This is a genomic window from Paraburkholderia dipogonis, from assembly GCF_042680985.1.
In the GTDB taxonomy this organism is placed as follows: Bacteria; Pseudomonadota; Gammaproteobacteria; order Burkholderiales; family Burkholderiaceae; genus Paraburkholderia; species Paraburkholderia phytofirmans.
In genome coordinates this window covers 12,474-36,852 of the sequence record NZ_JBHUFR010000016.1, presented here as the reverse complement: position 1 = coordinate 36,852, position 24,379 = coordinate 12,474, and the positions used below count along the sequence as shown (strand labels likewise).

The 24,379-nt window shown below is 62.0% G+C and carries 22 protein-coding genes and 1 pseudogene; 8 read left to right on the top strand and 15 right to left on the bottom strand.

The genetic code is table 11. The features are described from left to right. Positions 1-33: 33 nt before the first annotated feature. The 5 genes from ACFSNN_RS20295 to ACFSNN_RS20275 all read right to left on the bottom strand — a co-directional run bounded on the left by ACFSNN_RS20295 (position 34) and on the right by ACFSNN_RS20275 (position 3,905). Positions 34-414: a DUF5594 family protein gene (locus ACFSNN_RS20295; protein ID WP_134458660.1), complete on the bottom strand. Its 381-nt coding sequence runs from the start codon at positions 412-414 to the stop codon at positions 34-36. A 94-nt stretch (positions 415-508) separates the two neighbouring features. Next, positions 509-859: a ribbon-helix-helix domain-containing protein gene (locus tag ACFSNN_RS20290; protein ID WP_134458658.1), complete on the bottom strand. Its 351-nt coding sequence runs from the start codon at positions 857-859 to the stop codon at positions 509-511. 155 nt (positions 860-1,014) lie between these two features. Beyond that, the gene (locus tag ACFSNN_RS20285) at positions 1,015-2,601 is read right to left on the bottom strand and encodes a GMC family oxidoreductase (protein ID WP_134458656.1); all 1,587 of its coding nucleotides are present in this window, start codon (positions 2,599-2,601) and stop codon (positions 1,015-1,017) included. A 121-nt stretch (positions 2,602-2,722) separates the two neighbouring features. After that, complete coding sequence (locus tag ACFSNN_RS20280; protein WP_134458654.1) at positions 2,723-3,394, bottom strand: twin-arginine translocation signal domain-containing protein; 672 nt, start codon at positions 3,392-3,394, stop codon at positions 2,723-2,725. Between the two features lie 112 nt (positions 3,395-3,506). Further along, on the bottom strand, positions 3,507-3,905 hold the full coding sequence (locus ACFSNN_RS20275) for a VOC family protein (protein WP_134458652.1): 399 nt from the start codon (positions 3,903-3,905) through the stop codon (positions 3,507-3,509). Between the two features lie 360 nt (positions 3,906-4,265). Here ACFSNN_RS20275 and ACFSNN_RS20270 point away from each other — a divergent pair, with 360 nt between their 5' ends. Continuing rightward, entirely contained in the window at positions 4,266-4,676 is a 411-nt protein-coding gene (locus ACFSNN_RS20270) for a DUF2000 domain-containing protein (RefSeq protein WP_106279245.1), read from the top strand. A gap of 35 nt (positions 4,677-4,711) precedes the next feature. Here ACFSNN_RS20270 and ACFSNN_RS20265 read toward each other — a convergent pair whose 3' ends face one another. From ACFSNN_RS20265 to ACFSNN_RS20255, 3 genes are read right to left on the bottom strand one after another with little or no spacing between them, the layout of a single operon-like run. Next, complete coding sequence (locus ACFSNN_RS20265; RefSeq protein ID WP_134458650.1) at positions 4,712-5,236, bottom strand: Lrp/AsnC family transcriptional regulator; 525 nt, start codon at positions 5,234-5,236, stop codon at positions 4,712-4,714. Beyond that, positions 5,233-6,894, bottom strand: a complete 1,662-nt coding sequence (locus ACFSNN_RS20260; RefSeq protein ID WP_134458648.1) for an acyl-CoA synthetase — start codon at positions 6,892-6,894, stop codon at positions 5,233-5,235. Before ACFSNN_RS20260 ends, ACFSNN_RS20265 begins: the two co-directional genes overlap by 4 nt. After that, on the bottom strand, positions 6,891-7,811 hold the full coding sequence (locus tag ACFSNN_RS20255) for an SDR family oxidoreductase (RefSeq protein ID WP_134458646.1): 921 nt from the start codon (positions 7,809-7,811) through the stop codon (positions 6,891-6,893). The genes ACFSNN_RS20260 and ACFSNN_RS20255 overlap by 4 nt, the downstream gene beginning before the upstream one ends. Before the next feature lie 160 nt (positions 7,812-7,971). Here ACFSNN_RS20255 and ACFSNN_RS20250 point away from each other — a divergent pair. After that, positions 7,972-8,259: pseudogene (locus ACFSNN_RS20250) on the top strand (LysR substrate-binding domain-containing protein); the annotation flags it as partial. 12 nt (positions 8,260-8,271) lie between these two features. Here ACFSNN_RS20250 and ACFSNN_RS20245 read toward each other — a convergent pair. Together ACFSNN_RS20245 and ACFSNN_RS20240 are read right to left on the bottom strand one after the other, a co-directional pair. Beyond that, positions 8,272-8,463, bottom strand: a complete 192-nt coding sequence (locus tag ACFSNN_RS20245; RefSeq protein WP_134458644.1) for a hypothetical protein — start codon at positions 8,461-8,463, stop codon at positions 8,272-8,274. A gap of 62 nt (positions 8,464-8,525) precedes the next feature. Beyond that, entirely contained in the window at positions 8,526-9,434 is a 909-nt protein-coding gene (locus tag ACFSNN_RS20240; RefSeq protein ID WP_134458642.1) for a LysR family transcriptional regulator, read from the bottom strand. A 140-nt stretch (positions 9,435-9,574) separates the two neighbouring features. Between ACFSNN_RS20240 and ACFSNN_RS20235 the strand changes: the two genes are divergently transcribed. The 4 genes from ACFSNN_RS20235 (at position 9,575) to ACFSNN_RS20220 (ending at position 14,674) form a co-directional block, all read left to right on the top strand. Next, positions 9,575-11,695 carry a 3-hydroxyacyl-CoA dehydrogenase NAD-binding domain-containing protein gene (locus ACFSNN_RS20235; protein WP_134458640.1) on the top strand — a complete coding sequence of 707 codons (2,121 nt, stop codon included), beginning with the start codon at positions 9,575-9,577 and terminating at the stop codon, positions 11,693-11,695. 86 nt (positions 11,696-11,781) lie between these two features. After that, entirely contained in the window at positions 11,782-12,990 is a 1,209-nt protein-coding gene (locus tag ACFSNN_RS20230) for an acyl-CoA dehydrogenase family protein (protein ID WP_134458638.1), read from the top strand. Between the two features lie 12 nt (positions 12,991-13,002). Continuing rightward, positions 13,003-14,130 (top strand): acyl-CoA dehydrogenase family protein, encoded by a 1,128-nt coding sequence (locus ACFSNN_RS20225; protein WP_134458636.1) that lies wholly within the window; start codon positions 13,003-13,005, stop codon positions 14,128-14,130. A gap of 70 nt (positions 14,131-14,200) precedes the next feature. Further along, positions 14,201-14,674: a MarR family winged helix-turn-helix transcriptional regulator gene (locus tag ACFSNN_RS20220; RefSeq protein WP_134458635.1), complete on the top strand. Its 474-nt coding sequence runs from the start codon at positions 14,201-14,203 to the stop codon at positions 14,672-14,674. 128 nt (positions 14,675-14,802) lie between these two features. Here the strand turns inward: ACFSNN_RS20220 and bfr are convergent, their stop codons facing one another. Further along, entirely contained in the window at positions 14,803-15,279 is a 477-nt protein-coding gene (gene bfr / locus ACFSNN_RS20215; protein WP_012433725.1) for a bacterioferritin, read from the bottom strand. Between the two features lie 610 nt (positions 15,280-15,889). Here bfr and ACFSNN_RS20210 point away from each other — a divergent pair. Next, complete coding sequence (locus tag ACFSNN_RS20210) at positions 15,890-17,689, top strand: cytochrome P450 (RefSeq protein WP_134458633.1); 1,800 nt, start codon at positions 15,890-15,892, stop codon at positions 17,687-17,689. 35 nt (positions 17,690-17,724) lie between these two features. Next, on the top strand, positions 17,725-18,780 hold the full coding sequence (locus ACFSNN_RS20205; protein WP_134458631.1) for a threonine ammonia-lyase: 1,056 nt from the start codon (positions 17,725-17,727) through the stop codon (positions 18,778-18,780). Positions 18,781-18,866: 86 nt separating this feature from the next. On the opposite strand, the gene ACFSNN_RS20200 is transcribed toward ACFSNN_RS20205, so the two are convergent. From ACFSNN_RS20200 to ACFSNN_RS20185, 4 genes are all read right to left on the bottom strand, one after another. After that, positions 18,867-19,442, bottom strand: coding sequence for a thioesterase family protein (locus ACFSNN_RS20200; protein ID WP_134458629.1), 576 nt, complete (start codon positions 19,440-19,442; stop codon positions 18,867-18,869). 199 nt (positions 19,443-19,641) lie between these two features. Further along, positions 19,642-21,024 (bottom strand): MFS transporter, encoded by a 1,383-nt coding sequence (locus ACFSNN_RS20195; RefSeq protein WP_134458627.1) that lies wholly within the window; start codon positions 21,022-21,024, stop codon positions 19,642-19,644. A 617-nt stretch (positions 21,025-21,641) separates the two neighbouring features. Beyond that, positions 21,642-22,901 (bottom strand): serine hydroxymethyltransferase, encoded by a 1,260-nt coding sequence (gene glyA, locus ACFSNN_RS20190; RefSeq protein ID WP_134458625.1) that lies wholly within the window; start codon positions 22,899-22,901, stop codon positions 21,642-21,644. Positions 22,902-22,985: 84 nt separating this feature from the next. Continuing rightward, positions 22,986-24,197 carry a M24 family metallopeptidase gene (locus tag ACFSNN_RS20185; RefSeq protein ID WP_134458624.1) on the bottom strand — a complete coding sequence of 404 codons (1,212 nt, stop codon included), beginning with the start codon at positions 24,195-24,197 and terminating at the stop codon, positions 22,986-22,988. Between the last annotated feature and the right edge of the window lie 182 nt (positions 24,198-24,379).

Below are 24,379 nucleotides of genomic sequence, written 5' to 3'. Positions count from 1 at the left end.
TATGCAAGGGTGAAGCGGCGCGCAATGCGCCGCTTACGATTCGAAATCGAGTCCGCCGATCAACACCAGAGGATCGGCCTGCGTATGCGAGAGAAAATCCAGTTCGCGCGCATGATTCCAGGCTGCGAGCTTGCGCGGCAATGCGGCCAGATAGCCGGCGAAACGCACCGGCCCTTCCGCGCCCATCAGTCGCTCGATTTCGTCGCTGTCCCAGGTGAGATACAGATTCAGCGGATACGGGTACTGCCCCATGTTTTCGATGGGCGCTACGTGAATCCGCACGCGAGTGGGATGCCCATGGCCGCCGTACGGCAGCACTTTGGTCTGCACGGTTGTCGCGAAACAGGCGGCAATAGCCTCGGCGATGCGAGGCGCGAACTCTTCATCGAAACGGGCGGCACTCTCGGGACGCATTCAGGTCTCCAGCTTATGCGTGATGAGCTGGATATCGTAGCATGCGGGTAGGCGTGCCCAACCGCAGTAGCGGCTTCGCGTCGGCCCGCCCGCCTCAAACCGTCTTCAGAATCCGCGGCTTCGCTTCGCTCACTGCCAATGCCAGTTCAGGCAACGCATCGGGCGCGCCGGCGCCCTTCTCCGTGCGCATCGACAGATAGCGCAAACAGCACACCCGCAAAAACGATGCGAAGTTGGTCGGCATCTCGCCGCGCAACGCGATCAGTTCGTCGTAGAGCTTCACGGCGAACTGGCTGGTCGTCATGCTCTCGCGCGCGGCGATTTCGTGCAGCACGTCCCAGAACAGATTCTCCAGCCGCACCGTGGTGATCACGCCGTGAATGCGCAACGAGCGCGTGCGCGACTCGTACAGGATCGGATCGGCGTTGATGTATATCCCACACATAACGTTGGCTCCTTAATTACAAGCACGCGCGCCGTGGCGCTTTTCATGCAGCCACGGCACGCCACCCGCGTTCGTCAACATACGCCGGCATTCGCCGCCCGACAATCGCATCGAACCCGAACGCCGCGTCTGCCCCGTCGAACCGCTTTACACATTTACACCGCGCGTTTATTCATCTGCCCCGCGATGTGATCCGCCTGACGAATCGCCAGTGTGACGATCGTCAAGGTTGGATTCTCCGCCGCGCCGGTGGTGAACTGGCTGCCATCCGAAATGAACAGGTTCGACACTTCATGCGTCTGGCCGAAGCGGTTGCACACACCGTCTTCGGCGCGCGCACTCATGCGGGCGGTGCCGAGATTGTGCGTGGACGGATACGGCGGCACGCGATACACCGTCTTCGCGCCCGCCGCTTCGTACACTGCCGTGCCCTGCTTGTACGCGTGTTCGCGCATCGCTTCGTCGTTCGGATGATCGTCGAAATGTACGTTGGCGACCGGCTGGCCGTACTGATCCTTCACGTCCGTATTCAAGGTCACACGATTGCTCTCGCGCGGCATATCCTCACCGACGATCCACATGCCCGCCGTGTACGCATATTGATCCATCGCCTGGCTGAAGGTCGTCCCCCATGCGCCCGGATCGAGAAAAGCCGCGTAAAACGGCAGGCCGAGCGACACGGTCTCCATGTGATAGCCGCCCGCGAAGCCGCGTTGCGGATTGAACACCGCTTCGTCCTCGATGATGCCGGCCATCGTGGTGCCCTTGAACATCTCCACCTTGTCGTTGAACACCGCATACACCGAGCCCGTGGTGTGACGCATGTAGTTGCGGCCCACCTGGCCCGAGCCGTTCGCGAGCCCCTGCGGGAATTTGCTCGAATGCGAGTTCAGCAAGAGCCGCGGCGTCTCGATCGAGTTGCCGGCCACCGCGACGACGCGCGCCTTCTGCCGCTGTAATTTGCCGTTGCCGTCGTAATAGAGCACCTCCTTCGCCTTGCCGCGCGCATCGGTTTCAATACGCACCACATGGGCCTGCGTGCGCAACTCCATATGGCCGGTTGCCTGGGCGCGCGGCAATTCGGTGTAGAGCGTCGACCACTTCGCGCCCGTGCGGCAGCCCTGAAAACAGAAGCCGCGCTGGAAGCAATGCGCGCGGTCGTCGCGCACCACACTATTGATCGCCATGTGGCCGGTATTGCAATCCTTGTAGCCGACTTTCATCGCGCCGGCCGACATCACCTTGAAGTTGTTGTTGCCCGGCAGGCCCGGCAAACCGTTGGTGCGCGTCACGCCCATTTTCTGCGAAGCGCGGTCGTAGTACGGATCGAGTTCTTCACGCGTGACCGGCCAGTCGAGCAGATTGGCCTCCTTGATATCGCCGTAGGTCGTCTTTGCCTTGAACTCGTATGGCTGGATGCGCAGACTCGCGCCGGCCCAGTGCGTGGTCGTGCCGCCCACCGTCTTGCAGATCCACGCGGGCAGATTCGGGAAGTCCTTGGCGATGCGCCAGCTGCCCGACGTGGTGCGTTTGTCGAGCCACGACAGCATCTGGAACGCGCCCCATTCGTCGGTCGTGAAATCGCCCTGCGTATGCAGCTTGCCCGCTTCCAGTACCACGACGTTGACGCCCTTCTGCGCCAGCTCGTTGGCGAGGGTGCCGCCGCCCGCGCCGGAGCCGATGATCACGACGACCTTGTCGTCGTTGTGCGAAAAACGCACCTTGTTGTTGTCCTGATCCATTTCTTTCTCCACTGTCGACAAGAGTTGGCGCTTCAGCGTTTACTCTTGTCCCATGCACCGCTGTCGGCAGGAGTTGGCGCTTTAGCGCTTACTCCTGCCCCATGCAAAGCTCTCGTCGCGATTAGCTATCCGTCGGGATCGGGCCGCTCGCTGCAGGCGGCGGATTGGGCAGCCACGAAAGGCTGTTGAACCCTTTGTTCAGGTAGCCGCCGTCGCCCTCCGAAGCGCCGTAGCCGAAGTGTGCATACGCCATCGTGTTGGCGTACAGCGACACCACCGCGGTGCTGCGTATCGTGTTGAAGAACGGCGTGCCCGCGAGCGCTGCGACGTCTTTCGCCTGGTCCGCCGGTGCGCGTTTGAGCCAGTCGGAACCGGCTTGCGCGTCGAGTTGTTTGACACCGTCCGCAAGTTGCTGGCGTACCGCCGGATCGGCTTTCGCTTTCGCGTCGAGGTCCTTGACCACCAGCGCGTAGACCGCGTTGTCGAGCGTGGGGTGCGGATAGAGCTGCCGCGTAAAGGCCAGAATCACTTCGCCCTGGTGCGTGTCGAGACCCTGTAGTTCGAGCGCCCACGCGCGGCTCGGCGCCAGCGTCGACAGTACCGACGAGAACGCCAGCGTGCCCACCAGCACACCCGTGCCTCTCAATAGCTCGCGGCGCGTGAGCGGAATGCGCAACGCGACCGCGGCAGCCTTCGCCGCGTGATGTTCGCCGCCGTGCTCATGATCGTGTTCATGAGGATGCTCATGACGTGCGTGATCGGACGCGACGATCGGGATGACCGTTGTCTTCATGGTTGTCTCCTGTCGACCGGAGTTGGCGCTTTGACGCCTTATTCCGGTCCCATCCAAGATGGTTGCTTGTGGGGTATTGCAACTACGCGCGGCGGCCGCCGGGTGACTTTTACTATTGATAGTGGCCGTGGCGTTCCAACACTTCAATCTTGTAACCGTCAGGGTCCTGAATGAAAAAATAACGCGCCAGCAACTCGCCGTTATCGTTGTGAAACTCGCGCAGATCGTTGGGCGTCATACCGAGATCGAGCAGACGCTGCCGTTCGTGTTTCGCATCGTCGACCACGAAAGCGACGTGACCGTAGCCATCGCCGTGCGAATACGGTTCCTCGCGGCCTTTGTTCCAGGTCAGTTCTATTTCGGCGTCGGCCTCCGCGTTGCGCAAATAGGCGAGCGTGAAGTCCGGAAAATCGAGCCGGTGCGCTACGTCGAAATTGAAAGCCTTTTGATAGAACGCAAGCGAGCGCGGCAGATCGTGCACACGGATCATCGTGTGGATGAGTTTGGCCATCGGTGTCCCCTCCTGGTTGAATCAAGTTTAGGAGTCGGCACACGCGAGTGGTAATGCACGGCTAAATTGCGCCAGGGACTTGCCCTATGTTGCAGCAGCGTCGATTGCGCGGAAATCGCTCGCGCGTCGGCGGCGCTAACAGCGATGGACGCGGCGCCACGTCAGGTTGCATTGCAGCACGCCGGTCTGTTCAAGCGAGCATGCGCTGAATTGGCATTAGGCAAAGCCCGACGCCGACGTAGTGCTCACGCACATCCGTTGAGGGCCATTCGTTTTTGCCCGACTGCCATACACATGCGCGCCGAGTTTCCATAAGATCGGGTTTGGACGTCTTTCTGAATGTGTGGAGCGTAGTGCGTGATGGAATTCGATACGAAAGTCGCGATCATCGTGCTGGACGATCTCGCTGTCTGGCAAAAACTCAATGTGACCGCGTTTCTCGCGACGGGGATCGCGGGCGCCGCACCGGAGGCAATGGGTGAGCCGTACGAGGACGCGGCGGGCCGTCGGCATGCGCCGCTGCTCGGCCAGCCGATGATGGTGTATCAGGCGGACAACGCGGGTTTGCTGCGCGCGTTCCGCCAGGGCATTGAACGCGAATTGACGCGCGCCGTCTATGTGCGCGCGATGTTCGCGACCGGTCACGATCAGGCCAACCGCGAGGTGTTCCGCGCCGAACCCGCCGATGCGCCCGACCTCGTCGGCATTGCGGTGCGCGGGCCGAAGAAGGCGGTGGATAAAGCCGTGAAAGGTCTTTCACTGCATGCATGACACGCAGCGCTTCGGTCGGACTCCGGACCCAAGGCTCAGAGTTCGGGACTCGGGCCGCGCTCCAGATAGGTGGTCAGCGCGATATAGCTGCGCGTGCCGGTAAATCCTTCGATCTCGTGAATACGCGCGAGCAGTTGTTCGAGCGATTGCGTGTCGCGCGTGCGGATCTTGAGCAACATCGCACTCTCGCCCGTCACGGTATGAATCTCCTCGACATCGGGTAGCTCCTGCAGCGCGAGAAGTTGCCGCGTCACCGCCCAACTCGTCGTATCGACATGCACGAACGCAAGCAACGGGCGATTCAGCCTCGCGCCGTCGAGCGCGGCGACGGTGCCCTTGATCACGCCTTCCTTCTTCAAACGCCGGGTGCGTTCGTGGACAGCGGGCGCCGACAGGAACAGCAGCTTGCCAAGTTCGGCATAAGTGCGCGTGGCGTCTTCGGCGAGCAGCGCGAGCAACTTGCGGTCGGTGTCGTCGAGCGAGGCCGCGCCCGGTTGGGTGCCCGGCGTCCGGAACGCCCTGCCGCTGCGCGTGGAAGGTGGGCGCGAACCCGTGCTCATGGTTTTGCCGCGGCTTTGTCCCCGTCTTGTGCGAGTCCCTCGCGCAAGGCTTTGCGGATCACCTTGCCGGTCGGCGTCAACGGCAGGCTGTCGACAAAGCGGATCTGGCGCGGATATTCGTGCGCGGCGAGCCGCGTTTTGACGTGATGCTGGATCTCGCGCACGAGCGCCTCGTCGCCGACAAAGCCGGCCTTGAGCACCACGAACGCCATCACGATCTCCGTGCGCTCGGGATCCGGCGCGCCGATCACGGCCGCCATCGAAACAGCCGGATGACGCAGCAATGAATCTTCGATCGAAGCCGGTCCGATTCGATAACCGGCGCTCGTGATCACGTCGTCGCCACGGCCGACGAAACGGATGAAACCGTCCGCGTCGCGCGTGCCGAGGTCGCCGGTCAGCAGAAACTTGCCGCGGAATTTGTCGCGCGTAGCGGCCTCGTTGCCCCAGTAGCCGAGGAACATGACCGGATCGGGCGCGGCCACCGCGATATCGCCGATTGCGCCTTGCGGCAGTTCGTTGCCGTCCATGTCGACGATCGCGACATGATGCCCCGGCACCGCGCGGCCAATCGCGCCGAAGCACGGCTCGAACAGCGCCGCGCACGACGACACCACCACGTTGCACTCCGTCTGCCCGTAGAACTCGTTGATCGTCACGCCGAGCGCCGTGCGGCCCCAGCCGATCAATTCCTCGCCGAGCGATTCGCCCCCGCTTGCCACCGAGCGCAACGCGAGGCTCCAGCGTTCGGGATGCTCGACGCCGCGCATCATCTTCAGCGCGGTCGGCGGCAAAAACGTATGCGAGACCGCGTGGCGAGCCATCAGATCGAACGCGGCCTCGCCGTCGAACTTCGCAAAGCGGCGCGCCAACACCGCGACGCCGTGATGCCACGATGGCAGCAGCACGTCGAACAAACCGCCGATCCACGCCCAGTCCGCGGGCGTCCACATCAGCGTGGCGTGCGCGGGAAAGCCCTGTTGCGACATCTCGACGCCGGGCAGATGGCCCAGCAACACGCGATGCCCATGCAACGCGCCCTTCGGCTTGCCGGTCGTGCCCGAGGTATAGATGATGACGGCGGGATCGTCGGCGCCGGTGTCGGCGGGCGTGAAGCTGGCGGGTGCGCCGTTCAGCGCCTGCCAGAATGAACGCACGGGCGCTTGCGGATCGACGTTGTCCTGATCGATATCCACGCTGAAGACATTGCGCAATGCCGGCAACGCCGCGCGGATTTCGTCGACCTTCCGCACGCCGGCTTGATCGGTGATCAATGCCACCGCGCCGCTGTCGCCGAGCCGGTGTTCGATTGCGTCGACGCCGAACAGCGCGAAGAGCGGCACGGCCACCATGCCGGCCTTATAAGCGGCGAGGTGCGCAAGCGCCGTTTCGATCGATTGCGACAGGAAGATGCCGATGCGGTCGCCACGTTGCGCGCCCGCCGCGAGCAGCGCATTGGCGAAGCGGTCGGACAACGCCTTCAACTGGTCGAACGTATAGCGCGTGGCGTTGCCCTCGGCGTCCTCGTAGATCAGCGCGAGGCGGCCCGAACCGTCGGCCCATTTGTCGCAGACGTCGACGCCGATGTTGTAGCGCGCCGGGATGTCCCAGGCGAAGTTCGCCGCCAGCGATTCGTAGGTCTGGCCGTCGAGATTCATCGTATCTGCTCCTGCAAGCCCGTCGGCGGTTGATAGCGCGGGAAGCCGTTATATTCGATCGTACGCTGCGCTTCAGCAAGCGGCCATGAATGGCGCGCGTTCGGCACGCCGCCGTCGACACGAATCACCGTACCGTTGATGAACGCCGACGCCTCCGACAACAGAAACACCGCCGCGCCGGCGAGTTCCGATTCCGTGCCGAAGCGCTGCAACGGCACCTTGTGCTTCAGCGTGCGCAGCAGCGCCTGGTACTCTTCGTTGTAGCTGTCCATGCCCGCGGACGCAATCCAGCCGGGCGCGACCGCGTTGACTCTGACGCCCGCGTGGCCCCATTCGCAAGCGGCCGTTTCGGTGAAGTTCCATACGCCCGCGCGCGCCGCGCCGGAGTGCCCCATGCCAGGCATGCCGCCCCAGATGTCCGCCAGCATGTTGACGATCGCGCCGCCGTGATGCTGCATCCATTGGGTATAGCACTCGCGGGACATCAGAAACGTGCCGTGCAGATTGTTGCGTACGACCGCGTCCCAACCGTTCAGGGAGATGTTTTCGAGCCTCGCGGGGAATTGGCCGCCCGCGCAGTTGAAAAGGCCGTCCACGTGGCCCAGATCCGTGATGATCGAAGCGATCGTTTCACGCACCTGCTGCTCGTTGCGGATGTCGCAGGAGTAAATCTCGTGGCCGCCAGCGGATGACGGATGATCCGCGGCCAGTTCGGCTTGCACCGCTTTCAGCTTGTCTTCGCTTCGGCCGACCAGCGCAAGGGTCGCCCCCAGGGATGCGAGTTCGTGAGCCGTGCATCGGCCGAGCCCGCTGCCCGCGCCGGTGACGATGACCACCTTGCCGGTGAAAAGACCCTCGCGAAAAACAGAACAATAGCCGCTGGAGAGCGGCGAGCTACTCGACGAAGCTGCGGGCATTCGGGTGTCTCCTTCATGTGCTGCGCTTTCGATGTTTTCTGAGTTTAGCTCATGTTTCGTTTGCGCGTTGTTGTCGCCGACACTTTTCTTTCTATTTTTTCGCGCTGGGCGTTTCGGTAGTTTTTGAGCCAGACTCAACTTCTGACCACTCAACTTGCCGCGCGGCAAGAAATCGGAGACGGTGAAGGCGGACGGTCCGCTAAGCAGCAACGACGGTAGCGCCGTGCTGAAGTGGGCGCTCGACGGCCGCGGCGTGGCCGTGCGTTCGGCGTGGGAAATCGCGGGCCATCTACGGCGCGGCGAACTGGTGCCGCTTCTCGCCGACTGGACGCTGCCGAACGCGGACATTCACGCTATCTATCTGGAGCGGCACCGCTTGTCGGCCAAGCTGAGGACGTTTATCGAGTTTCTCGGCGACGAGTTGCGCGAGAGCGTTCAGGCCGCATAGCTAGACGTACGCTCAACCTGCCCGCTTATTACGCTGTTGAGTCCGGCTGGCGCGCCAGCGCAGCAGAAACCCGATGAGCGCGGCAAAGGCGGCAGTCGCCATGTAACCGCCGAGACGAATTGCGTCTTCGTCCGGCAAGCAGGAGATCAACAGAACGACTACGGCGAGCGCCGGCACGGCTAGAAGTCCGATGATCCATTTCATCTCTTGTCTCCGCTCTTTTTTGCGTAGCATACCTGCGCGAGATGCAAGATGAATCTCGTCGTTTACGCGGGCAAGCCACGGCCCGTGCCATGTGCCTGCTGCAAAATGAAATCGATGAACGTCGACGCCGCGCGCGTGTGATGCCGGTTCGGCATATACAGCATGTACATGTGCGTGCCGAAGATGCTCAAGCGCCATTCGTCGAGCGTGGTGAGCACGTCGCCGCGGCGCAGATCGTCCTGCACCACATAGTCCGGCACGAGCCCCACGCCGAGTCCGGCGAGCACCGCCTGGCGCAAGAACAGAAAGTTCTCGGAGATGATGCCCGGCTCGAGCAGCACTTCATGCCGTTCGTCGCGCAAATAAGCGGCCACCCGCAATTGCCGGCCGACCACTGCCGCTGTAATCAGCGGCGTCGTGCGCAGGTCGTCGAGTTGCCGCGGCATGCCGTGCCTGTCCGCAAAATCCGGCGACGCGCACGCCACATAGCGCACCGGCCCCATGTCTCGCGCCACGAGGTTTTGCGGCGGCTCGGACATCACGCGCACGGCGATATCGACTTCATCGCGCATCAGGTCCTCGACGCGGTTTTCGAACATCACATCCAGCACGATGCCCGGATAAAGCCGCTTGAACGCGATCAGCCAGTCCGACATGACGAGTTGTCCGTAACCGCTCGGCACGCTCAGCCGCACGCGCCCCTGCAGGTTCTGCCCGAGCGTGGTGACCGATTCGCGCGCCGCGAGCAGCGCGTTCTGGATCGTGCGGCCGTGTTCGTAGAGTTGCAGGCCGATCTCGGTCGGCTCGACGCGGCGCGTGGTGCGCCTCACCAGTTGCAGCCCGATGGAACGTTCCAGCTGATTCAGGTGGTAGCTCACGTTCGCGCGGCTCATCTTTAGCCGGCGCGCGGCTTCGCTGAGATTGCCGGCGTCCAGAATGTCTACCAGCAGGGTCAAAGAGTTGACGTCCATGGGGGCGCCTTTGTCAAAGAAACTTTGACAGTCTGTCAACCGTCCATGTGATTGTCAATAAACCTTGACCGACCCACAATCAGGACAATTCGCCAGACCCGGCATGCTTTGCCATGCGACCCATCACATCAGGAGACGCCATGCCCCCCAATCCCTCGGCCGATGTTGTCACGCGCGAATTGCGCGGCAAGGTGCTGCTCGTGACGATCGACCACGCGCCGGTCAACGCGCTGTCCGCCGGCGTGCGGCGCGGCCTGCTCGCCGCCATCGAAGCCGCGGATGCCGACAAGGCCGTGGAAGCGGTGCTGATCGTCGGCGCGGGGCGCAATTTCATCGCCGGCGCGGACATTCGCGAGTTCGGCAAGCCGCCGGTACCCCCGTCGCTGCCGGACGTGTGCAACCGCATCGAGGCGTGCACGAAGCCGGTGGTCGCTGCCATTCATGGCGCGGCGCTCGGCGGCGGCCTGGAAGTGGCGCTCGCGGCGCACTACCGGATTGCCGTCGACGGCGCAAAGCTCGGCTTGCCTGAAGTGCAACTTGGCCTGTTGCCGGGTGCGGGCGGCACGCAGCGCACACCGCGTTTGATCGGCGCGCAGGCCGCGCTCGATCTGATCCTGAGCGGCCGTCACGCCAGCGCGAAGGAAGCGCTGGCGCTCGGTTTGATCGACCGCCTCGGCAGCAGCGACGACATCCTCCCCGAAGGCCTCGCCTACGTGCACGAGTTGCTGGCCGCCCACGCGCCGGTGCGCCGCACGCGCGACGCCGCGGCACTCGGCGACCGCGCCGCGAGTCTCGCAGCGGTGGCCACGGCGCGAGCGGAAACCGCGAAGAAATCGCGCGGCCTGTTCTCGCCGCTGAAAATCGTCGATGCCGTCGAGGCCGCCATCGAACAGCCTTTCGATGAAGGTCTGCGGGTCGAACGCAAGCTGTTCCTCGAATGTATCGACAGCCCGCAGCGCGCCGGTTTGATTCACGCGTTCTTTGCCGAGCGCGAGGTGCTCAAGGCGCCGGAAACGCGCGACGCCAAACCACGCGCGCTGAACACGATCGGCGTGGTGGGCGGCGGCACGATGGGCGCGGGCATCGCCGTCGCGGTGCTCGACGCCGGTTTGCCGGTGACGATGATCGAACGCGACGACGCGTCGCTCGCACGTGGCCGCGCACACATCGAAAAAGTCTACGACGGCCTGATCGCCAAAGGCCGCCTGAGCGCGGAGAAGAAAGCGGCGCTCATGGCGCGCTGGAGCGGCAGCACGTCATATGATGCGCTCGCCGGCGCCGACGTCGTGATCGAAGCCGTATTCGAAGACCTCGCCGTCAAACAGGCCGTATTCGCCGAACTCGATCGCGTCTGCAAAGCGGGCGCGGTGCTCGCGACCAACACCTCGTATCTCGACATCGACGCGCTCGCGTCGAGCATTTCGCGTCCCGCCGACGTGATCGGCCTGCACTTCTTCTCGCCCGCCAACATCATGAAGCTGCTGGAAGTGGTGGTGCCGAAACAGGTCAGCGCCGACGTGGTCGCCACCGCGTTCGAGCTGGCGAAGAAGTTGCGCAAGACGCCGGTGCGCGCGGGCGTGTGCGACGGCTTTATCGGCAACCGCGTGCTGGCCGTGTATCGCAGCGCTGCGGACGCCATGATGGAAGACGGCGCCTCGCCCTATCAGATCGACGCGGCCGTGCGCGCGTTCGGCCTTCCGATGGGACCGTTCCAGGTGGTGGATCTGGCGGGCGGCGATATCGGCTGGGCGGCACGCAAGCGGCGTGCGGCCACTCGCAATCCTGCGGCGCGCTATGTGCAGATCGCCGACCGCCTGTGCGAGCGCGGCTGGTTCGGCCAGAAGACCGGACGCGGTTTCTATCTGTACCCCGAAGGATCGCGCAGCGGCACGCCCGATCCGGAAGTCGAGGCGATCATCGATGCCGAACGCGTACGTGCCGGCATCACGCCGCGCAGCTTCACCGACGAGGAGATCATCCGCCGCTACATGGCCGCGATGATCAACGAGGGCGCCAACGTCGTGCATGAACGCATCGCGTTGCGGCCGTTGGACGTCGACGTGACGTTCCTGTACGGCTATGGCTTTCCGCGTTATCGCGGCGGTCCGATGAAATATGCGGACATGGTCGGCCTGCCGAAGATTCTCGCCGACATCCGCGAGTTCGCCAAACAAGACCCGCTCTTCTGGAAGCCCTCGCCGCTGCTCGTCGAACTGGTGGAACGCGGCGCCGATTTCGCGAGCCTTAACCAGAGCGTCTGAAACGGCGCATCACCGTCGACGTGCATCGTCATGACCGGCCGCGCCCAGCGCGCGCCGGTCGCTCAACCCAATCCGGAACACCCGCCATGGATCTGAACTTCACTCTCGAGGAAGAAGCCTTCCGCGCCGACGTGCAGGCCTTTCTGCGCGACAAGCTCCCGCAGCGTCTCGCCGGCAAGGTGCACGGCGGACGCCGTCTCACGCGCGACGACATGGCCGAGTGGCACGCGATTCTCAACGCGCAAGGCTGGCTCGCCAATCACTGGCCGAAAGAGTACGGCGGCCCGGGTTGGAACCCGGTGCAGAAATTCATCTTCGAAAACGAATGCGCGCTGGCCGGCGCGCCGCGCGTGGTGCCGTTCGGCGTCAACATGCTCGGCCCGGTGCTGATCAAATACGGCAGCGAAGCGCAAAAGCGCCATTGGCTGCCGCGTATTCTCGACGGCTCGGACTGGTGGTGCCAGGGCTATTCGGAACCGGGCGCCGGCTCCGATCTCGCCTCGGTCAAAACCGCCGCCGTGCGCGGCGTGGATACGCAAGGCGAGCATTACCTCGTCAATGGACAGAAGACGTGGACCACGCTCGGCCACTTCGCGAACATGATCTTCTGCCTCGTGCGCAGCGCGACCGACGTGCGCAAACAGGAAGGCATCAGCTTCCTGCTGATCGACATGGAGACGCCGGGCGTCGAAGTGCGCCCGATCATCACGCTCGACGGCGAGCACGAAGTCAACGAAGTGTTTTTCACCGACGTGCGGGTGCCGGTCGAGAACCTGGTCGGCGAAGAGAACAAGGGCTGGACCTACGCCAAGTATCTGCTCACGTATGAGCGCACCAATATCGCGGGCGTCGGCTTCTCGGTGGCCGCGTTCAATCGCCTGCGCAAGATCGCCGCGAAACAGCGGCGCAATGGCCGGCCGCTCGCGGAAGACCCGGCGTTCGCGGCGCGCATGGCGCGCGTCGAGATCGATCTGGAAAACATGAAGACCACCAACCTGCGCGTGATCGCGGCGGTGGCGGGCGGCGGCGTGCCCGGCGCCGAAAGTTCGATGCTGAAGATTCGCGGCACCGAGATTCGTCAGGAAATCTCGTCGCTCACGCGGCGCGCGATGGGTCCGTACGCGCAGCCGTTCATCGAGGAAGCCTTGCATGACGGCTTCGAAGGCATGCCGGTCGGTCCCGACGAAGCCGCGAGCGCTGGGTCGCTGTATTTCAACAATCGCAAGCTGTCGATCTTCGGCGGCTCGAACGAAATCCAGAAGAACATCATTTCCAAAATGATCCTGGGACTGTAAGGGGCGCACCTCATGAATTTCCAGCACACCGAAGACCGCCGCATGCTGGCGGATACGCTGAACCGTTTTGTCGGCGAGCAGTACGGCTTCGCGACGCGCGACCGGATCGCGCAGTCCGACCAGGGCTATAGCGGCGAATTGTGGCGCCGCTTTGCCGAGCTCGGCATTATTGGCGCACTGTTCGAAGAAGCAAACGGCGGTTTCGGCGGCGGCGGTTTCGATATCGCCGTGGTGTTCGAGAGCTTGGGCCGCGGTCTCGTGGTCGAGCCGTTTCTCGACACGTTGATGGTCGGCCACGCCATTGCACGCAGCGGCAATGAAGCGCAAAAAGCCGCGCTCGGTGAATTGATCGACGGCTCGCGAATCGTCGCGCTCGCGCATGGCGAGCCGGACAGCCACTATGAACTGTCCCGCGTATTGACTCGTGCGGAGCGAAGCGGCTCGACGTGGCAACTGAACGGGGCCAAGGCCGTGGTTCAGCACGGCGAGCACGCTTCGCTTTTTCTGGTCTCGGCGCGCACCGGCGGTGACGACGATAGCGACGCCGGCATAACGCTCTTTCTCGTGCCACGCGATGCAGCCGGCGTCAGCGTGCGCGGCTATCGCAAGATCGACGGCGGCCGCGCTGCTGAAGTGACATTCGACAACGTCACGCTCAGCGACGACGCATTGCTCGGCACGTCCGACGCGGGCTTCGCGACGCTCGAATACGCGATTGGCTGCGGCGTGCTCGCGCTGTGTTCCGAAGCCGTTGGCGCGATGGATGTCGCCAAGGACTACACCCTGGAGTATCTGCGCACGCGCAAACAGTTCGGCGTGCCGATCGGGAGCTTCCAGGCGTTGCAGCATCGCATGGCCGATATGCTGCTGGAGATCGAGCAGGCCCGCTCGGCGGTGATCAATGCAGCGGCGGCGCTCGGTGCCGAGCGCAAGGTGCGGGAGCGCGCGGTGTCGGCGGCCAAGTACAGCATCGGGCGAATCGGCGCGCTAGTCGCGGAGGAATGCATTCAGTTGCATGGCGGGATCGGCATGACGTGGGAGCTGCCGCTCGCACATTACGCAAAGCGCCTCGTGATGATCGATCATCAACTCGGCGACGAGGACCATCATCTCGAACGGTTCGTCGCGCTGGGCCGTTGACCTTGACATGACTTTCCATGGAAACCACAATGATTTCCATGGAAGCCAATCATTAGCCGAGGGAAAGGTCATGCGCAATCAGAAGAAAGGGCTGCCGTCCCCGCCTGCCCTCGAAACGCATCTGGGTTATTGGCTGAGGCTCGTATCCAATCATGTCTCGGGCAACTTCGCTCGTGCTTTGCAGGAACGCAGCGTGTCCGTGGCCGAATGGGTCGCGCTCAATCAGATTCAAAGGTGGACGGACATGACGCCCGCCCAACTCGCCGACGCGATGGGCATGACGCGTGGTGCGATCTCCAAGGTGCTGGACAAGCTGCAAGAGAAGAAATGGATTTCGCGCGCGACGAGCGATGAGGACAACCGCGTGCAGTTCCTTTCGCTGACTCCGCAGGGAAAACGCGCGCTGCCCGATCTCGCGTCGATTGCCGATGAAAATGACGACCACTTCTTTAGCGCGCTGGACGCCGATGAGCAGAGCACGCTTCGAAGCCTGTTGAGCAAGCTGGCGGAGTTGCACCGGATCAGCAACGTGCCGGTGGATTGAGACTCGCCGGATCCAGCATGATTGTTGCTAACCTGCGTGGGCGTGCGCTCGATGATGGGGCGTTTCACGCTTAAGGCGGTCTGCCGCCGTTCAGTTCGCCGTCCCGTCAGCCATTCACTAAAGCGAATTCACTCCGGCGCATCCATTCCCGATTGCAGATAGTTCTGGATGCCGACCTTGTCGATCAACTCAAGATTCGTCTCGAGCCAGTCGATATGCTCCTCGGTGTCGTCGAGAATATGGGTCAGAATCTCTCGCGAGATGAAGTCGCGGACCGACTCGCAATAGACGATGGCCTCCTTGCAGGTGGCCTGCGACATCTGTTCCAGCTTCAGATCGCACTCCATGATCTCTTTGGTTTCTTCGCCGATCAGCAGCTTGTGGAGGTCTTGCAGATTCGGCAGGCCGTTCAGCAGGAAGATGCGCTCGATCAGCAGATCCGCATGCTTCATCTCGCCGATGGATTCGTCATATTCATGCTTGCCGAGCTTGTCGAGCCCCCAGTGCTTGTACATGCGGGCATGCAGGAAATACTGATTGATCGCGGAGAGTTCGTTCTTCAGTTGCGCGTTCAGGTATTCCAGGACCTTTGGGTCGCCTTGCATGTTACCTCCCTGTTTCGTATGCGAAGACCCCGGCGCCGGCGAAGGATAGGGCATCGGGGCAGGATTTCGATGGCATTGCACCAGCACGGAATCTGCCTTGCGCACTTTATTTTTTAGCCGTTATCCCAGCATAGCGCATCGAGTCGGCAAGGCAAAAAATGATAACCGCTCCCAAACGTCTGACAACAGGCGTAAGTCAGCGCGGACGACGCAAGGCAAGCATCATGCCAGACGCCCGCGATCCGGAAACCGAAGGCGTGTTCGCGGAGCCGCCGAAAAGGCGGCACGACACTAGATAGAGTGCTTGGCTCGCTTCGATAAACGACTAGTATGGTTTGGTGAGCGCCCTCCTCGAATCTCGGGGAATACAGCATGGCTCGCGACTCATCTGTCGCACAGACCCGGCACAGGATTGCGCCTGATGCCCGCTCACGACGCCAATTAAATGCGGTGCGTCATGAATTGAATGCGCCCGCTTCCTCACGCCGCGTAAGAACCTGTTTGCACGCTGCAACGCAAAAGCGTTCGCCGTCGACAAGACGCCGGACCGTCTCTTGTGTTCGCGCGATTAATGAAAAACGATGGCTGTCCGGCGCGAAGGAGCGACAAGATGAACGCGAGTCTTCAGGCAGTGCGTTCGGATTCCCCGGACACGGTGGTCATAGCGCGCACGAAAGAACTCGAGGACGACGGCATCAAGGCGGCGAACGTCGACGGAATCGATCTAATCGTTCTGCGCCACGACAACGCCATTTCGATTTTTCAGGGCCGCTGTCCGCATCAAGGCACGCTCCTGTCTGAAGGAACAGTAAAAGATGGCGTGCTCACCTGCCGGGCACACGGTTGGCAGTTCGACTGCTCGTCAGGCTGCAAGCAAGGGCCGAGTAGGTCGAATCTGAAGCGCTTCGACGCCATTGTCGAGAACGGCGAAGTTAAAGTCGATCGCAACGACGTGCGCGCATGGAATGCGCAGCGCCCCGCTCCGCCCGTGATAATGCCGTGCCGCGAATCTCCCGTGAGATCGCTTGCCCAGCTCCCCGGCCCCAAGCGCGTTCCGTTTCTCGGCAATACGTTGCAGCTACGTCCCGAGAAGCTGCACCTCGTACTCGAAGAGTGGTGCAGGGAATTCGGCCCCGTGTACACGTTCCGATTGATCGGACGCCCATTCGTGGCGATCGCCGATCCGGCTCTCATCAGTCAGGTGTTGCGCGATCGTCCTGGCGCTTATCGTCGCTGGAACGTGATCGAAACCGTTGCGCGCGAGTTGGGCATCAACGGCGTTTTCTCCATGGAAGGCGAGGCCTGGCGACGGCAACGGCAACTCGTCGCCAAGGCACTGGACCCGTTGCATCTGCGCGCCTTCTTTCCGTTGCTCTGCGAAATGACACGTCGACTGCTGCAACGCTGGGAGAAAGCGGAGCGCGAGCAGCAATCCATCGATATCCAGAAGGACCTGATGCGATACACGGTGGACGTCACCACCAATCTCGCGTTCGGATATGACATGGATACCATCGAAAGCGAGGGCGAGGTGATCCAGCGGCATCTCGAAGTCGTGTTCCCGATGATCAACCGGCGGATCAACGCGCCCTTCCCCTATTGGCACTACGTCAAGCTACCCGCCGACAAGACGTTGGATCGCGCCTTGATTGCAGTTCAGGCGCTCACGAAGGACCTTATCGCCGCCAACCGCGCGCGGCTCGCGCAGCGCCCGGAAACGGACGCGATGCCCACGAATCTGCTCGAGGCGTTGCTCATGGCGCAACACGACGGAGAAGCGCCGCTGACAGACGACGAAGTGCTGGCCAATGTGTTCACCATCCTGTTGGCCGGACAGGACACGACGGCGAACACGGTCGCCTGGGTGGCGTACTTCATGGCGTCTCTGCCTGACGTCCAGCGAAAAATGCAGGAAGAAGTCGATGCCGTTATCGGATCCGCGGCCATGCTTGAAGATTTTGATGCAGGCGACGCGCTCCTCTATCTGAACGCGGTCATCAGCGAGTCCATGCGGCTCAAATCGGTGACGCCCGTTCTCGCAGTCGAGCCGAATTATGACGTGCAAGTGGGCGACATTGCGATCCCGAAGGGCGCGGTGCTGTCGCTATTGACGCGCGAGGCAGGACTGCAGCAAGGCGGCCATTCGGCGCCCGACGTATTCGATCCGGACCGCTGGCTCACCGGCGAGAGTGCCGCCAGCCATCATCGCGCGGGGTTCATGCCGTTCGGCTCGGGACCGCGCCTGTGTCCGGGACGCAGCCTTGCCTTGATGGAAGTGAGATCGGCAGTGGCCATGCTGTGCCGCAACTTCGATCTGTTGCTGGTCGACGGCGAGTCCGAGGTGGAGGAAGTGTTCGCGTTTTCGATGGTGCCGCGAAACCTGCGCATCGAATTGCGTCGACGCGGCTAGTCGATCCCTTCAACGACTACGAAAGCGAGGACATCATGAGCTTTTCCGGCATCCTGCATCACGCGCGCACGCCGTTCGAGAATGGTGTCGGCCCGGGTTATCTCGGCGATGTTTCCCGAGCCGATATCGAGCGCGCATCGGAGACGATCCGAGGGACCGTCGTTCGCACACCGCTGTTGCCCTACGCGGCCGCCACGGATCGAAGCGTGTTTCTCAAACCGGAGAACCTTCAGCCACGAGGATCGTTCAAGATACGCTGCGCCCTGAATGCGGTATCGAGCCTTACGCCCGCTCAACTGGCGAACGGTGTCTATACCGCGAGCACCGGCAACTTCGCGCTTGGCGTGACCGAAGCAACGAGGGTTCGCGGCGCGGACGTCAGAGTGTATGTCACCGATACCGCGGCAAGGAGCAAGATCGAGGCGCTTCGCTCGCTAGGCGCCGAGGTGATCGACGTGCCCTACGAAAGATGGTGGGCAATACTCTGCGGTGAAATACCGGCCGGCGAAACCGGCACATTTCTGCATCCTTGTGCGTGTCGCGATGTGGTCGTCGGCGACGCTTCGATCGGACAGGAGATCCTGGAAGATCTGCCGGATGTCGACGTGATCCTCGTGCCCTTCGGCGGCGGCGGGTTGATCATGGGTATTGCGCTGGCGTGCGCGCATTGGGACTCGCGCGCAAAATTGTATGCGTGCGAAAGCGAAGCGGCGGCACCGTTTCATTCTTCTCTCGCGGCCGGCGCTATCGTCGAGGTACCCGTCGACTCGACGCCCATGGTCGCTGGCATCGGCGTCTCGACCGTACTCGACGCGAATTGGCCGTACCTCAATGCGTTGGTGGACGGCGTCATTGTGTCAACGCTCGAGGACACGGCCGAAGCTATCCGCTGTCTGGCGAAGCACAATCATCTCGTTGTCGAAGGCGCGGGCGCGGTTGCGCTTGCCGCGGCCCTCCACCCTTATTTTGCCGGTAAGCGCATTGCCGCTGTACTAACGGGAGGCGGCATCGATATGCATGTTCTGGCTTCAGTGCTGAATGGCGACCGGTCGGCGTATCTCATGCCGTCGCGGCTTCGTGACTATGAATAGAACATCACTGCGCCGCAGGCGGATGCGCAAGCGCGGCTGGCGCACGCGGCGATCGATCGCGCGCGCCCGGAGGCGCACGACAGTGCTCACCGTCGCGTGACGGTGCTCGCATCCTGTTGACCTGGAATCGAAGAAGCCGGCGGAAACGCCATCCCTCCTTCGGCCTCGCTCCAGCGCGCGACCCATTCGGGCAATACGGGCGATGACTGCGTCACGCCGGACAGTTGCATCAGCTCGGCGGTCGTCACGACACCACCGCTTCGCTTCAGAAAGCGTGCTCGCACGACGGCCAGCGCGACCTGTGCATCGTCGCGCACGAAGCCTTGTTCGATGAAGATGTGCTTCTCATCCCAGCCGATCACGCGTGTGCGGACGTCATAGCGATTGCCGAGTTCGAGCGAGCGGTGAAAACGCATCGTTTCCAGCGTGACGACCGGATACCAGCCTTGTGCCTTCAATTGACGCCACAAGCCGCTGCGCATCATCAGATCGACGCGTGCCAGATCGAGGATTGTGAAATAGCGGCCGTTGTTCATGTGAAGCAATACGTCGAGGTCATTCAACCAGACGCGAAACGGCGTGACGCACGTATCGAGCACATGCAGCCGGCTGCGGCGCCGGCTGGTGAATATCAGAAGCAACAAACGAAGTAGCAGACTCATGCGAACACCCGTTGATCATGACGCACCGCACGCGGCGGGCAAACGTGCATGGTAGACGCGCGCGTGGGATACGGGACACGGGTGATAGACAAATCTATAGAGCGCTTATTCGAAAGCGAGCGGCTGTGGTCGAACCGCTCGTCGCGGCTTCACGCTCCGGCTTGCGCGGGATCGAGCGAGCCGGGGCCAAGCCTGCGCCTCAATCGTCCGCCAAAGGGCTTCGCGAGGTCTCCTTGCTCGCCAGCATCGCAACGAGTGCGACGCCCGCCGCGCCCACCAGATACCATGCCGGCGCCAGCTTGCTGCCGGTTGCGCCGATCAACCACGTGGCCACGAGCGGCGCCGTGCCGCCGAACAGCGCATTGGCCGCGTTGAAGCAGAACGCAAAGCCGCTGTAACGCACGCGCGTCGGAAAAATTTCCGCTAGAAAGCACGGCAGCGTTCCGTCGTTCATCGTCAACAACGCGCCGAAAGCAATCTGGATCATCACGATGGTCACGAAGCTCGCGCCGACCAGTCCCTTGAAGAGCGGCACCGTCAGCAGCGCAAACAGAATGGACGCGCCGATCAGCATCGTCTTGCGGCCGACCCGGTCCGAGAGTTTCCCCATCAGAAAGATGAGCCCGATATAAGCGGCAAGCGAAATCGTCGCTGCAATGAAGGATTCCGTTTCACCCATGCCCATTTCCGTCGACAGATACGTCGGCATGTAGCTAAGCACCAGATAGAACGCCACCGCGTTCAGGCACGTCACGCCGAAGGCGATCAGCATCTTGCCGCGGTGCACGCTCATCAGTTCCTTCACCGGTGCGCGCGGAACGTGATGCGACGCTTCCAGCGCCTTGAATTTCGGCGTGTCTTCCAGACGCACGCGAATATAGCGGCCGATCAGTCCGAATGGCGCGGCCAGCAGGAACGGCAAACGCCAGCCGAATGAATGAAGCTGTTCCGTCGTCAGCGCGGCATGCAGCACGGCGACGAACACGGAGCCGAACAGAAGTCCCGCCGCCGTACTCGCCGGCACGATGCTGGTGTAGATACCGCGCTTGCCCTCTGGCGCGTATTCCGCTAGAAAAGCGGACGCGCCGGCATACTCGCCGGAGGCCGAAAAGCCCTGCACGACCCGAACCAGCAAAAGTAGAATCGGCGCGAGTACGCCAACCTGCGCATAAGTCGGTAAAAACGCGATGACGAATGTCGAGCAGGACATGATCAGAATCGACAGCGAGAGCGCTGTCCTGCGGCCTATCTTGTCGCCGAAGTGGCCCCACACGATGCCACCGATCGGCCGCACGATAAACGAAATCGCGAACACGCCATAGGCGGCGAGCAGACCGGTCGCTGAATCCGTCCGCGGAAAGAATACGACCGCGATGATCGTGGCGAGATAACCGTACGACGCATAATCGAACCACTCGACGAAGTTGCCGATAAAACTGGCCGTCGCCGCGCGTTTGAGCAACCGGCCATCAACGCGCGAGTGCCCTTGCTCCGCAGCGGCTGCGTGCATGAATGCGCCGTCGTCCGGTGCGATCACGCCGGCACCTGCGGAACTGCCTGAAACAGCTTTTCTGGTACTCATCTACGATCTCCAAACGTGAAAACGTGGGACTGCCAGGTTGTGGTGACGGCTGGTGTGGCCGTCTGTCCAGGATCCGCTCTATGCGCGCGGGTGTGTGTCGTTTCGGCAAATAGTAGAAGCTCGGTCAGGCGGAAGATTTCCGGTCGCGACAGAACACTTTCTTATTTCGACATCGCGGGTTTACGCGAAACCGGCTGCGAAATGAACCGAAAAAAAGCCAAAGAAAAAGCCCGCGTCAGGCCCAACGGCATTCGTCTGCCGTCGAGCCTCGACGCGGGCAACTCTGGAAGTTTCAGGGACCACAGGAGAGCGACCAGTCCACTACATGCGCTACGGTGTCGGTCGTGGTCCGGAAGCGCGGACTGCGGCGGGCGTGCATTTTCGGGCCACGCCAACTCGCCTGTTACCACGCTCTTTTGCATCGAAGACGTCTCCTGGTTGTTATTCAGCTTGGGGGGTGGCTCGCTTTATCACTCCCGTAGACCCGAAGCCATCGTCTGGGCCTAATATTGTGGATATGTTTTCGTGTCTGCAGCGCTTTGATCACGACATCCCACTTGATCGCGGGAACACCTCGTATCGTATTCATCGGAACCTCGTCGCGGCGAGGCGGCTGGTCAAAAGCCCGCGTACACGGGAAAGCGGGCGCATAGCTGCGAGACCTGCTCGCGTACGTGGTTTTCCATCTTTGCGTCACCGAGGTGGTCGAGTACGTCGCACATCAGCGTCGCCGTCAGTGCCGCTTCTGCTTCGCCGAAACCACGCGTCGTAATCGCCGGTGTGCCGATTCGAATGCCGCTGGTGACGAACGGCGACTGCGGATCGTTCGGCACCGTGTTCTTGTTGACCGTGATATGCGCGCGGCCCAGCGCGGCGTCGGCGTCCTTGCCCGTGATGCCCTTCGCGATCAGGCTCACGAGGAACAGATGATCGTCTGTTCCGCCCGACACCACGTCATAGCGGCGTTCGTTGAATACGTTGACCATGGCGCGCGCATTCGCGAGCGTCGCCTGCTGATAGGCCTTGAAGTCCGGCCCCGACGCTTCCTTGAACGCCACGGCTTTCGCCGCGATCACGTGCATCAGCGGGCCACCTTGCGTGCCGGGAAACACCATCGAACTCAGCTTCTTTTCGATCGCCTCGTTGGCTCTGGCGAGAATCAGGCCGCCGCGCGGGCCGCGCAGCGTCTTGTGCGTGGTCGTCGTGACGATGTCCGCGAGCGGCAGCGGATTCGGATACAGGCCAGCCGCGACGAGTCCCGCCACATGCGCCATATCGACGAACAGCAGAGCGTTCACGCGATCCGCTATCTCACGAAAACGCGCGAAGTTCAGCACACGCGAATAGGCGGAGAAACCCGCCACGATCATCTTCGGCCGATGTTCGAGCGCGAGGCGTTCGATTTCGTCGTAGTCGATCAAGCCGGTCCGCGGATCGACGCCGTACTGCACCGCGTTGTAGAGCTTGCCGGAGAACGATACTTTTGCGCCGTGCGTGAGGTGGCCGCCATGGGCGAGACTCATGCCGAGAATCGTGTCGCCCGGCGTGAGCAACGCGAGATAAACCGCTGCGTTGGCCTGCGAACCGCTGTGCGGTTGCACATTCGCATAGTCGGCGCCGAAGAGTTGCTTCGCCCGCTCGATAGCCAGCGATTCGACCACATCCACATGTTCACAGCCGCCGTAATAGCGCTTGCCGGGATAGCCTTCCGCGTATTTGTTCGTGAGCACCGAGCCCTGCGCTTCCATCACGCGCAGGCTCGTGTAGTTTTCCGATGCGATCAGTTCGATATGCGCTTCCTGACGCTGGCGCTCGCGGCGCATGGCGTCGGACAATTCCGGATCGAACCCGGCGATGGTCTGTTCTTTTGAAAACATCGAGACGTCTCCTGCAACATCATGTTTATGCCTGCGGCCGCAGCCGCAAGATCAGGTCGCGCTTGGTCCGGTTCAAACTCTGAATCAGGCCTTGATGATGTTGTGTTCCGGGCCGTATCTGAAACCGGTGATGTTGGTCGCACTCTTCTCACCGACCACGAGAATGTCGTGTTCGCGATAGCCGCCCGCACCGGGCAAACCTTGCGGCAGCATGATCATCGGCTCCATCGAAACCACCATGTTCGGTTCGAGCACCGTGTCGATGTCTTCACGCAGTTCAAGCCCTGCTTCGCGGCCGTAGTAATGCGAGAGCACGCCGAACGAATGGCCGTAGCCGAACGTACGGTACTGCAGCAGGTTGTACTCCGCGTAGATCTTGTTCAACTCGTGAGCGATGTCGCTGCAGCGCGCGCCCGGCTTGATCAGCTTCAGGCCCGCTTCATGTACTTCGACGTTGACCTTCCACAAGCGCAGGTGCTCGTCGGAACAATGATCGAAGAACATCGTGCGTTCGAGCGCGGTGTAATAGCCGGCGATCATAGAGAAGCAGTTCAGGCTCAGAATGTCGCCCTTTTGCACTTTGCGTGTGGTGACCGGATTGTGCGCGCCGTCCGTGTTGATGCCGGACTGGAACCATGTCCACGTGTCCATCAGTTCGGAATCGGGGAAACGCCTGGCGATTTCGCGCACCATCGCTTGCGTCGAGGCCAGCGCCACTTCGTGTTCGGGCACGCCTTCGTGCACCGCCGCCGCGAGCGCCGCGCCGCCCACGTCGCACACGTTCGCACCGTGTTTGATGACTTCGATTTCCTCGGCGGACTTGATCATGCGCATGCGCATGGTCTGCGCGCCGATGTCGACGAATTCCACCGACGGCAGCGCCGCTTTGAGCTTCTCGAGCACCTCTACCGGTACCTGATCGAACTCGAGACCGACGCGTCCTTTGTTGTCGATTTCCTGCTGCACGCCGCGAAAGAAGTTGTCGCGCTGCCAGTCGGTATAGACCACGTTGTAGTCGCCGACCGTGCGACGCCACGGCTGGCCGCCGTCGATATTCGCCGAGATGGAGACCACTTTGTGCGGCGTGACGACGAGCCCGTATTTACGACCGAACGAGCAGTACAGGAAGTCCGCGTAGTAGTTGATGTTGTGATACGAGGTGAACAGCACGGCGTCGATATTGTAATTCGCCATCAATGCGCGAAGCTTGCCCTGACGGCTCGCGTACTCCGCATCCGAGAAGGTGTGCTTCACCTTTTCGCCGTTCTCGATTCGAATCAGATTTTCCATTTTCATGCGCTCGCTCCTTGGTGAAAAGGCCAGTAGGTGAGAGCGAATGGTAGGAGTTCGGTGGTTTCGAACGTTTTCCGAAGCGACACTATACTTTTCTATTTCGACATCGAGGGTTTACCACGGCGCCGCGTTTGCGTTGTCGGTTTGCGTTGTCGAATCGATGTTTGGAAGAGATGCAGGCGGCC